Raw genomic sequence first — 11,485 nt, 5'->3', positions numbered from 1 at the left:
TTTAAAAAGATTTCTAATAAAAATGTGAGACTTTTTCTAAATATGGGGGTCTATTATGCAGGAGTCTTAAAAGTTGAGTAAAAAAAGAGCTTTCTTAGAAATTTTTAACAGTAACTAAAGAAAGAAATTGAGGGCAAAATAAGTATGGAAAACAAAAAAAATATTTCTAATGAAGTAATCAGTCGTGCAATTAATGGAGATTCCGAAGCATTTTCTGAAATATATCATTTTTATTATCGTCATGTCTATTTTATAGCATTACAGTATTTTAGAAATGAAGAGATTGCTAAGGATATTGCGCAAGATGTATTTATAAGAGTTTATAAAAGTATTAATGGTCTAAGAGCTCCTGAAGCATTTTATACATGGCTATATCGTATGACCTATCGTATGTGCCAAAATCAGAATCGAAAGAAAATGAAAATATCAGATCTTGGGGGTGATATAACAGTTGAAGATTTCGCAGACACAAAAAGTATTGGAATAATGGAAGAAATTGAAAATAATCGTGTAAAAGAAATTCTTAGTGAATCAATCGATACGTTGAGTGAACCATTAAAAGAAGTTGCATTATTAAGATTCTTTGAAGGGTTAAAGTTACAAGAAATAGCAGATATATTAGACATACCAAAAGCTACTGTATCTACCCGACTTGTTAGAATCAAAGAAGCTTTAAGAACAGACTTAAAATCAAAGGGTGTACAAACACCATACGTGTTAGTACTAATAACACCAGCAGCGTTAAGCGAAACATATACACTATTGTTTGAACCTATCAGAAATATAAGTGAACAAAGTGTAAGTCTTCAATTACAGGAAGTGTTGAGTAAAGTAGCAGTAGTGACAACTGGTAGTGGCTTTTCGATTTTCACGAAGGCTATGATTTGTGGAGGTGTCATATTAACGCTACTAGGTGGAGGTGCACTGTGGTTAAACACACCAGATCAATCGCAGGAACCAGAAAAAATAGAGACCACTGTAATTGATGAAAAAAAGGAAGATGTTGTAGCGATTGCACAAATTGTTAGTGTTGAATATGAAAAGGAATATACAAATAAAAGTATAGACTTATTGATTGAGTTAAGCAGCGATAACTATAATCAAATTTTAGTCAATAATGAAAATACAACTACGATTCATACTAATGGAACCTATGTAATTGAAGTGGAGCATGAAGGGAAAATCGTAGATTCTCATATGATTGAAATAAATAATATTGATAAACATAGTCCTTTAGTAATCTCAGATTCAAAAAATGAAAACTATATTATTTATTTAAGTGATGATATATCAGGAGTAAATCCTGACAGTATTAAATACTATTATAATGAATCATTAGCAGATAGTTTCGTTTATGATGAGCAAGCAAACTCGATTACATTTAAAAATGATCGGTTTGCGACACATAAATTTTATATAAGAGATAACGCAAATAATCTATTAGAAATAGAAGTAAAATAGGAGGCAAAAAATGAAGGGAAAATTAAATAAAACATGGAAAGTGGTATTGTCCGCTTTTATATTGTTGACAAGTTTTGGGGCACCTACAATATCAGCAGTTGAGCAATTTGATATTCGTAGTGAAGTTACTTATGGTGAAGATAATAAAAACGCAGTAATCTCACTAGATTTAACAAGTATTGATGAAGAATATACAGTAGAATCAATTAAAGATCCAGATGGGAATGCAATGGACCTTACAGATTTAAATTATAATGTATTAGAGAATGGAACATATGATTTTTATGTTTCATACTTTGATGGTACTAATAAAAAGTATGAATATACAAAAACAGTAACAGTTGATGGAGTGAAAACGGTTGATCGAAGTGATCTTGCTAGGGCTGTTACGGATTATACCGCAGATGTTGTGGTGGAAGACTGGGATATATTAGATTCAAATGAACTCCCATTGTCAACAACAAATCAAGCAACTCCAGGGTACAATTATCAATTAAAGGTTGATTGGAGTTTATCAACAACAGGTGGAGCAGTTTTACATGAAAATGATACATTTACCATTGCATCACTCCCAACGAATCAAACAAGTGGCTATTGGGCAATGTCAAATTCGGATTGGGAAGTTTTTACTGATGAAAATGATATCGAAATAGGGGAATGGCGAATTAATGCTAGTAAAATTGAAGTAAGATTGAATGAAAATGCAGAAGGGAAGCAATATATTGAAGGGACTTTTATTACTGGTGAAAGTGCACTTTATAATGGAACAATGCTTGGAGTCACACAGAATGTAATAATAGGGACAATCCCCAAAAACATAACCTTTAAACAATACACATTATATCCTATTAGCCCAAATAATTCTAAAGTTGCTACACTGCCATCAAACTCAACTATTCGTTGGTTAATTTCACTTAATAATGAGAAAATTTTTGAATTGACACAGCAACCATTGGGGCAAAATTTCACAATGATTGAAGATATGTATCTTGAAGATACTTTAAGTGGAAAATTTGATGGTAATTTTATAGTTTCGTATACTATAGCAGCACCCTTTGATTTAACTAGTGGAGCAGCAGCATCAGCAACTGCACGAGAGTTTGCAATTACATCTTATTTCACAAGAGTTTATCAAACAAGTGGGCAGTCTTATGATGATTTTAAAAATAGTTTAAACCCGTTGGAATGGGGTGTTTATGAGGATAGTAATGGTATACATACAGTAGTGGTATATTTTGGTGATATTGGAGATAATGGGTTAAGATATTCAGATATAGATCCAAACTTTGCAACAATAGCAGCAAACGCTTGTATATCAAATGGATATTATGCTGAAAGTGATCGGGCTGCATTAGTTCAATATTTTACTGATGTTTATGGAGATGGAAATGTAATTAATGGACATGTTGTTAAGTATATGGTGAGAATCGGTGAGAGTTATGACAAGGTAATTGTTGATACAGAGAAAACGAATACAGCAATTGTCACAAAAGGGGGCAATGAGAGTTCACTTACTGGGAAAGGTACACTTCAGGGAATTAGTGGATCGGTTGCAACGGTAGATGCAAGTAAAGCAAGAGTATGGTTAACTGATGTGGACACAGTTGATTTCTTAAATGGTGTTTCAATGAAACTTCAAAGACATGATGGCATAAATTGGGTAGATTATAATGGATGGTCTGGAGATACAATTAGTACCAATGGATATGTAGATACTACTGCAATTGGAGATGGAACATATCGTTTTGTTCAACAAGATGCATACAGTAGTGAGTATGACTTACCAAATTCAGATGGTTATGATACAGGATTAGGAAAAGTGGTTTCAGAAGAATTCACGATTAGTTCGACTGAACCTGAAGGTAAAACAGTCTATATGACTAATGTGAAATATAAATATGATGTGGTATATGATCCAGGGACTCAAGGTACATTTAGTATAATTACTCATAATAATGTAGTAATTAATACTGCTACACCAGCATACAGTGGAGCAGTAGCAAGTGATGGGAAACCTTCAGGTAATGCTGGATATACATTTACAGGATGGTCACCAGTAGTTAGTTCCACAGTAACTGAAGATATTACTTATGTAGCACAGTGGTCTGCAAATACAGATATCGCTTATAAAGTGGAGCATTATCTAGAGCAATCAGATGGAAGCTATGTATTACAAGATACAGAGAGTTTAACTGGAACAACAGGACACACAGTGGTAGCTGTAGCGAAAACATATACTGGTTATAAATTAGATACTGCTCATGTTGATACAATAGGTGCTGGTATAATTGCAGGAGATGGATTTCTTGTATTGAGATTATATTATGGCTTAGATGATGTTGATTATAAAGTAGAGCATTATCTTGAACAAAAAGATGGATCATTCCAATTAGATTCAAGCGATTTGTTTATTGCAACTGCTGGCAGTAATGTAAGTGCAACCGTAAAGACATATACAACTCATAAACATGATGCAACTCATTCGTTAACTGTAGAAAGTGGGGTTGTTGCACATGATGGAAGTTTAGTGTTACGTTTGTATTATGTTTTGGAAAAGAATCCAAGTGTGGCACCTACTGAAGCAACATATAAAGTTGAATATTATCTGGAACAATCAGATGGTAGTTATGTATTGAAAGAGTCTGATACAATAGCTGGGACTATAGGAGCAAGTGTTAATGCGGATGCAAAAGTGTTTGTAGGTTATAAATTAGATAAGACAATTTCTGAAACAATTGAGAGTGGAATTGTGTTAGCTGATAGTAGCTTAACTTTAAGATTGTACTATACGAAGCAAGAACTTGAACTTACACAAAAACCAAGTATTGCAGGAGATAATAGTAATAATGCAGTTAGTACATCAGATACTACAAATATAAATACATACATAGGACTAATGTTCTTATCATTAATGGGATTACTAATGATGCTGAAAAAACATAATAAAGAAATAAATTCTTAATAGTTCCTATCAATAAATTGATCAATTAATGAATGACTGATAATTAGAATAAAATTTATAATAATTGAAAGAGGATTTAGTAAAGACAATCCTCTTTGTTGTGCTTGATTTTAGTTCATAGAAAATAGAGACTTTTTAAAACTTAATGGGTCTTGTTTATAATAAGACGGTTTATGGTTAAGGAGATGATTATTTGATGAAAATAAATAGAGATAAAGAACTTATAGTATATGGTGGAGCAATTGTTACAGTTATTGTTATTATTCTTGGAATTATTATATTTAATAATAAGGAATTAGTTTTGAAAAATACTTCATTTATATTCGAATTGGGAGAATCTATGCAGATAGAATTAGACGAAATTATAGATGGAAGGAATGAAGAAATAGATAAAATTATAATCATAAATACTACAACTAATTTAAATATGACCTTTGATTATGATAAAGGAGAAGAAAAGATTAGCCTTTTGGAATATGGAGTAGGTGAATATGAAGCATCTATAATCTATAATGGTCAGGAAATAAGTTTTGAAATCATTGTTGAAGACACAACAGTTCCTGAACTAGTTAGTTTTTATGATGAAGTAATAATTGCGACCAATAATAGTGTAAATTTGGAAAACTATTTTTTAGCTATTGATCTTAGTGATGTATCAATAAGTGTTATAGGAGATGTAGATGTTACTGAAGTTGGAACTTACGAGGTAAATGTTGTTGCTTGGGATATTCATGGTAACTTTGTAGAGAGGACTTCAAAAATTGTAATTGTTGACACAGAAACAGCGTTACGAGATGGTGTTTCAATGACTATAAGTAAACGTGATGAAAACGGGAATCTCATTGCTTCAGTGATACAACAAGAAATAAATGAAGATAATAATGTGGAGGGAGAAGAAGTGGTGGCTCTTAACAGCGATGAAACAAGTGAGAGTGTAAATAATGAAAATAATCAAGAAATAGAAAGTAATGCTTCTTTAGAGAATTCTGAAACTAATGATAGCTCTAATCATAAAGAATCAATAGAGGAACCAGTAGCTACCAGTGTTATCACTGTCGCAGGTGTTAAGCTATATTATACAAGTAATGATACAGATACGTGTGAGTGGGTAATTAAGCCATTAGGAAATACAGGATTAGCATTTGAAAGTGAATCTGATGCAAGAAAGTGGGCACAGGCGCAAATAGATAATAAAAATAGTATTTATTATTTGAAAGGATATAGAGCTTGGACTTGTGGGTGTAATACAGATGGAAGTGAAAGGTGGACTATAGAATTTAATTGAAAAAGGCTTAGAAAGTGTGTTCTAAGCCTTTGCATTCTAATATATCCATGATTTGTTCAAGTGAGTGTTGAAAAATAAAATCAAAATCTAAGTTTAAATGTCGGACAAGTACAGAATCATCACAAAGATGATTTGCTAGTTGCCAGATCATAAATGCTTTTTCTTTCGTATGTTCTTCACCATATCCTAAACGAATCATTGTTTCTTCAATAACTGTACAGGTACGATTACGGAAGTACTCCATAAACTCTTGTACATCATCATCAAGTAAGGCAAGAGCTGTAAGTTCATTGATTTCCTTTAGACCATAATTATGCATTTCTACGAAGTACTGTAAGATACTGGGTAATAGAGCAGGTATTTCTTCTTTGGATGTTAAGTTTTCAAATTGAACAAATATTCGATTGTACATTAAATCTTCAAAATGTGCCTGCATTGCTTGTAGCAGAATATCCTTTTTATCTTTAAAGTAGCGGTATACGATTCCAGAAGAAACACCTGCAGCTTTGGCAATCTCTGCAGTGTTTGTATTATAGTAACCTTTTTCTAGAATTAGTTTGTATCCAGCTTCTAATATTTTGTTACGTTTTTCAATTGATCGTTCTTGCTTTGGTTCTTTGATTATACCCATAGAAATACCTCTTTACTAATTTTACTATAATCTATTTTAAATGATTTTCAAGAGGAATGTCAAAAGTTGAAACTAATTTCAACTTTTTGTTGACGAACGAGAAATATAATGGTAAATTAAAAACATGAAATATGTTTCAACTTTTACAGGAGGATGATTATGAGAGAATTAATACGGTTTAAAAACGTAAGTAAACAATATGGTGAAGGTGATAAGAAGTTCTATGCTTTGCATAATGTAAACTTTGAAATCAACCAAGGTGAATATGTAGTAATCTTAGGTCCCAGTGGGGCTGGTAAGTCAACATTACTGAATCTGCTTGGTGGAATGGATCAGGCGAGTAGTGGAGAAATTTTAGTGGAGGGAACTAACATAGAGGGGTACAATGATGCACAACTGACAGAGTTTCGTGCGAATAATGTAGGATTTGTATTTCAATTCTACAACCTTATACCAACACTAACTGCTCTGGAGAATGTTTCAATTACAAAAGATATCAAAAAATCTAAACGGACTTCAGAGGCTATTCTGGAGTCCGTTCATTTAGAGAGACAGATGCATCAGTTCCCAGCAGAGTTGTCTGGAGGGGAGCAACAACGTGTTTCAATTGCAAGGGCAATTCGTAAAGATCCACTGATGTTGCTTTGTGATGAGCCTACAGGTGCCTTAGATTCCAAAACAGGAGTAGATATCTTAAAGGTGTTGCATAATCTTTGTAAGGAAGAAAATAAAACAGTAATTATTGTTACTCACAATGCGACGATTGCACAAACAGCAGATCGAGTGATTTATTTAAAAAATGGTGAAATTGAAAAGATGACACTGAATGAACAACCATTAATGATTGATGAGGTGGAATGGTAATGTTACGAAAAAAGATGTTTCGTGATATCTTCAAACACAAGATACAGTTTTTATCGATTTTCTTAATGGTTTTTCTAGGTTCCTTTGTTTATGCAGGAGTAAGTGCAGAATATATTGGAATGGAAACCATTGCAGAGAATTTCTATGATGATACCAATGCTGCAAATATATGGGTATATGGTAGTAACTTCAATGAAGATAACTTAGAAGAGATAGAAAATCTTGATAGTGTAACTGGTATTGAAAAACGGTTGGAGTTATCAGCAACAATGACAATGGAAGGTAATCCATCGTTAAAACTAAATGCAATAGATGATCATAAGATATCTCAAGCCTATGTCATGGAAGGCGATACGTTTGATAAAGATAATGAAGGTATCTATTTATCTGAATTGTTTGCAGATGCACACGATATTAAAGTAGGAGATACGATTGAGTTTGAAGTAATGGGAATGAAATTGGATTATAAGGTTTCAGCTTTAATTACTGCACCTGATTATGTATATTATATTAAGGAAGGTGACTTAGTTCCCAATCATAATAATTATGGTTATGCCTACATATCAAAAAGCAATCTTCCTGAAGAAGTGCAATCTTATTATTCAGAATTATTAATTACAACGGATACAGATAATTATAAAGATGCTGTAAACGAGATAGAAGATGTTGTAAATGGTGAAGCGAGTGCAATTGTAACACGTGATGAACACTCATCATACAATACACTTGCAAGTGAAGTAGCCCAACATGAAGCAATGGGTTCAATATTTCCAATTGCCTTTCTGTTAATTGCAGTCTTATCCGTACTAACAACAATGATTCGTCTGATTAGTTCACAGCGACCAATTATTAGTACACTAAAAGCGTTAGGGTTTAAGAAGCGAAAGATTCTATTTCATTATCTTTCTTATGGTTTTGTGATCTCACTAGCTGGTGCTGTTCTAGGTGTTATTGTAGGACCACTTACACTTTCTTACTTATTCTATCCATCAATGAGTTCATCATTTGCACTGCCATCATGGTCACCAATACTATCATGGTCATTTCTAGGACTACCAATGCTACTTGTACTAGTGTGTACATTTATTACGTATCTAGTTTGTCGCTCTTATGTAAAGGAATCACCAGCACAGGGTATGCGACTACAGGCAACAAAGAAAATGAAGAAAAGTATTGTAGAGAGAATCTGGTTCTGGAAACATTTAGGATTTTCTAATCAGTGGAATCTAAGAGATATTTTTAGAAATAAAGCAAGATCAGCAATGGCGATAGTAGGAATAGCTGGATGTACTGGATTATTAGTGTGTGCATTTGGAATATTAGACAGTATGAATAATTTTATGGATTGGCAGTTCAGGGATTTAAGTCATTATAAAACACAACTAAAGTTTGATGAAACAGTTACAGGTGAACAGATGATGCACTTAGATAATTCACTTGATGGTGAATTTATTATGGAACAGGCAATTGAAATCAAAGCTGATGATCAAAGAAGAACAGGCAGTGTTAGCGTGTATGAAGATGATTATGGATTAACTTCAGTTTTGGATTCAAGTAAAGAAGTAATAGAACTCCAAGATGGAGATATAAGTATTAGTAAGAAGATGGCAAGCTTATTAGGTGTTGAAGAAGGTGATAAGATTTCTTGGAGAATTTATGGTGGAGAAGAATGGATTCGTTCAGAAATTACTTACATTAATTACGCTCCAACTTCGCAAGGAATCAGCATGACTCAAACAACTCTTGAACAAAATGATTATACATTCTACCCAAGTATCTTTGTGACAAATGATAAAGTGGATGATAGTTATGAAGGAGTCAGTAGTATATGGAGCCAGAACCAGCTGGAAACAGAAATGGATGAACGACTAGAGATGATGAACTTATTAGTTTATATCTTAGCTCTTGCCGCTGTATTGATGGCACTTATAGTTTTATATTGTTTGGGTATTATTTCGTTTATGGAAAAATATCGAGACTTTGCAACATTAAAAGTATTAGGATTTAAAACGAAGAAGATTCGTTGGTTATTAATCCAACAAAATTTATATCTGGCAATCGTAGGGATACCATTTGGATTCCTGTTTGGAGCCTTTTTGATAAAGGTGATTATGGCAGATATGGGGGATGCAATTGATATCTTAATGTATATATCACCACAAACATGGATATTGTGTGGTGCAATGACCTTTGTGATTACAATGGTGATTAGTATTATGTTCTCACGACGAGCAAAAAAGATTGATATGGTTGCAGCGTTAAAAGCAAATGAATAAGAAAACAGGCTTGGACATATTGTCTAAGCCTGTATCTTTTCCCATGTTCCTGATTTCCAGGATGTAAGTATGGCGTCAAGTACTGCTTGTGCATGATATGCTTCTTTGATGGTTGGTGTTTCCTCAAAGAAGTGTTTCTTATGATAGATATTCAAAAAGTTATGAAGTGCTGTATAATGCATCGTCTCAAAATGATTCATTGTGGTTTGTGGTAAACAAGAATCAATCAGGTAGCGATAGAAGTGGGAAGGTTCAATATCATCTTGATTATGTTGTGCATTATTTTCGATATCTAGCCATTTGATTTCATCTTCATATACAATTGCACTTCCTTTAGTACCAAAGATTTCAATTACTGGATCCTTTTCAATAGAATTAGATATCCTTGATGATTCTAATATACCAATGGCATTATTCTCCATTTTCATTAAAACAGCTGTATATTCATCTGTATCGTTATCTTCTGTAGTCGTGTGTGTATCATCAACATACCGTTTATTATAAACAGTTGATGATGTGGAAACTACAGATTCAATATTGCCTAATAGAAAATGAACAATATCAATGGTGTGAACTCCAAGGTCAACAATCGCTCCACCACCACTCAAAGCGAAATTCTGTCTCCAGGTCATTAATTTATTCATAGTGTTATAACTGTTGTGATAAAAGTGTGCCTTAAAGTTAATGATATTACCTAGTTTTCCACTTTTACACAAATCTCTTGCTAATACAATAATGGGATTAAAGCGATTGATAAGTGCAACTGCATTTACTATTTGCTGTTTCTGTGATTCCTCAAGAAGAACCTTGGCTTCATTTATATTTAATGCAATGGGTTTTTCTAGATAAACTGCACATCCCTTTTGTATTGCTTTTAATGCATATGGGAAGTGCTGATAGTTTGCACCACATACATCAACAATATCCAAATGATCATCAAAGAAAGAATCCGCATTTGTATGTACATGAGTGAATATTTTTTCTTTTTCTTTATCTGCTTTTCTTGTGAGTAGAGAGTAAGGTTGAATATTCATTTTATGAAGTGCATGAAGATGAGTTTTAGTGATTTTCCCATAACTTGTGATACCAAACTTTATGTTAGAATTATTATTAATATAGTTTGTAGTTGTTGCAGATAAACGATGCAAAGGAGTAGCAATAGGTTGTTCTAATGCTTCATCGACTTTCCAAAGTAAATTGTGATTATAAACTAAGCTTGCATGTTTATATGTTGCTCTTCGATATCCAGCATTTTCATAAGGATAATGTGAATCATTTTTTGTGTAGGTGCTACTGGAACAATCCTCATTTCCAATATAACCACCCAATAGTCTAGTTGCTAACTCAATTAATTCATCAATAAATGAGGATAAGAGTGGAGTTGTATTATGTCCTGTAAATATATAATTAATATTAGGGTAATCTTGTTTGATTGTCCTCATCATTTCTTTGAATCGTTCAATACTTGAAGCGCTATATGAATGAAACTGACCTTCTTTCTGAGCGAAACTAGGAAGCAATAGTATCTGATCAGAATCAATTTCATCCCCTGTAAATAATAAATGATTGTCTAAGTCATATAAGAAGATGCTACCCTCTGCATGAACATCACTAGCAATTACTTTTAATCTTCTGCTTCCTAAATCGATAATATCCTGATCACTTACATAAGTAATATCATAATTCATAGGTAGATTTGCAGGGTTCTCATCCATATAGTTCTTAGCGGTTTTAGAACTCTTTTCACTCATATACACAACATCAAAATATCCATTTCCACCAGTGTGGTCAAAATGACTATGGGTATTGATTACATGGGTGATTGAGATGTTAAGTTGCTGTTCTGCATAATAGCGAATATCACCTTTGCATCCCGCATCAATCATAATATTGGGATTTCCAAGCAATACATAGCAGTGACAGCCAAAACCTTTGATTAGATAAGTATCTTCATATACTTTTACAATTTCATTCATATAATTTCTCCATTCTTTATAGTACAAAAG

At 33.0% G+C, this 11,485-nt stretch carries 7 protein-coding genes; 5 read left to right on the top strand and 2 right to left on the bottom strand.

The window, feature by feature from the left end:
* Nucleotides 1–144: 144 nt before the first annotated feature.
* The 3 genes from J2S15_RS04290 (at nucleotide 145) to J2S15_RS04280 (ending at nucleotide 5,708) form a co-directional block, all read left to right on the top strand.
* Nucleotides 145–1,461 carry an RNA polymerase sigma factor gene (locus J2S15_RS04290; RefSeq protein WP_307405790.1) on the top strand — a complete coding sequence of 439 codons (1,317 nt, stop codon included), beginning with the start codon at nucleotides 145–147 and terminating at the stop codon, nucleotides 1,459–1,461.
* A 10-nt stretch (nucleotides 1,462–1,471) separates the two neighbouring features.
* Nucleotides 1,472–4,423 carry a hypothetical protein gene (locus tag J2S15_RS04285; RefSeq protein WP_307405789.1) on the top strand — a complete coding sequence of 984 codons (2,952 nt, stop codon included), beginning with the start codon at nucleotides 1,472–1,474 and terminating at the stop codon, nucleotides 4,421–4,423.
* Between the two features lie 196 nt (nucleotides 4,424–4,619).
* The gene (locus J2S15_RS04280) at nucleotides 4,620–5,708 is read left to right on the top strand and encodes a hypothetical protein (protein ID WP_307405787.1); all 1,089 of its coding nucleotides are present in this window, start codon (nucleotides 4,620–4,622) and stop codon (nucleotides 5,706–5,708) included.
* Between the two features lie 7 nt (nucleotides 5,709–5,715).
* Here the strand turns inward: J2S15_RS04280 and J2S15_RS04275 are convergent, their stop codons facing one another.
* The gene (locus J2S15_RS04275) at nucleotides 5,716–6,339 is read right to left on the bottom strand and encodes a TetR/AcrR family transcriptional regulator (RefSeq protein WP_307405786.1); all 624 of its coding nucleotides are present in this window, start codon (nucleotides 6,337–6,339) and stop codon (nucleotides 5,716–5,718) included.
* Nucleotides 6,340–6,498: 159 nt separating this feature from the next.
* Between J2S15_RS04275 and J2S15_RS04270 the strand changes: the two genes are divergently transcribed.
* Together J2S15_RS04270 and J2S15_RS04265 are read left to right on the top strand one after the other, a co-directional pair.
* A complete protein-coding gene (locus J2S15_RS04270; RefSeq protein WP_307405785.1) occupies nucleotides 6,499–7,203 on the top strand; it encodes an ABC transporter ATP-binding protein in 705 nt (234 codons plus the stop codon).
* On the top strand, nucleotides 7,203–9,479 hold the full coding sequence (locus J2S15_RS04265; RefSeq protein WP_307405784.1) for an ABC transporter permease: 2,277 nt from the start codon (nucleotides 7,203–7,205) through the stop codon (nucleotides 9,477–9,479). The genes J2S15_RS04270 and J2S15_RS04265 overlap by 1 nt, the downstream gene beginning before the upstream one ends.
* Nucleotides 9,480–9,502: 23 nt before the next feature.
* On the opposite strand, the gene J2S15_RS04260 is transcribed toward J2S15_RS04265, so the two are convergent.
* Complete coding sequence (locus J2S15_RS04260) at nucleotides 9,503–11,455, bottom strand: Gfo/Idh/MocA family oxidoreductase (RefSeq protein WP_307405783.1); 1,953 nt, start codon at nucleotides 11,453–11,455, stop codon at nucleotides 9,503–9,505.
* Nucleotides 11,456–11,485: the final 30 nt, after the last annotated feature.

The organism is Breznakia pachnodae (genome assembly GCF_030814225.1).
Classification (GTDB): Bacteria; Bacillota_I; Bacilli_A; order Erysipelotrichales; family Erysipelotrichaceae; genus Breznakia; species Breznakia pachnodae.
The sequence above is the reverse complement of the archived record's forward strand: the minus strand, read 5'-3'. Positions and strand labels throughout refer to the sequence as shown.

Bases quoted from the DNA above. Each gene is read 5' to 3' on its own strand.
- J2S15_RS04290 (WP_307405790.1), top strand. From the start codon at position 145: ATGGAAAACAAAAAAAATATTTCTAATGAAGTAATCAGTCGTGCAATT.
- J2S15_RS04285 (WP_307405789.1), top strand. From the start codon at position 1,472: ATGAAGGGAAAATTAAATAAAACATGGAAAGTGGTATTGTCCGCTTTT.
- J2S15_RS04280 (WP_307405787.1), top strand. From the start codon at position 4,620: ATGAAAATAAATAGAGATAAAGAACTTATAGTATATGGTGGAGCAATT.
- J2S15_RS04275 (WP_307405786.1), bottom strand. From the start codon at position 6,339: ATGGGTATAATCAAAGAACCAAAGCAAGAACGATCAATTGAAAAACGT.
- J2S15_RS04270 (WP_307405785.1), top strand. From the start codon at position 6,499: ATGAGAGAATTAATACGGTTTAAAAACGTAAGTAAACAATATGGTGAA.
- J2S15_RS04265 (WP_307405784.1), top strand. From the start codon at position 7,203: ATGTTACGAAAAAAGATGTTTCGTGATATCTTCAAACACAAGATACAG.
- J2S15_RS04260 (WP_307405783.1), bottom strand. From the start codon at position 11,455: ATGAATGAAATTGTAAAAGTATATGAAGATACTTATCTAATCAAAGGT.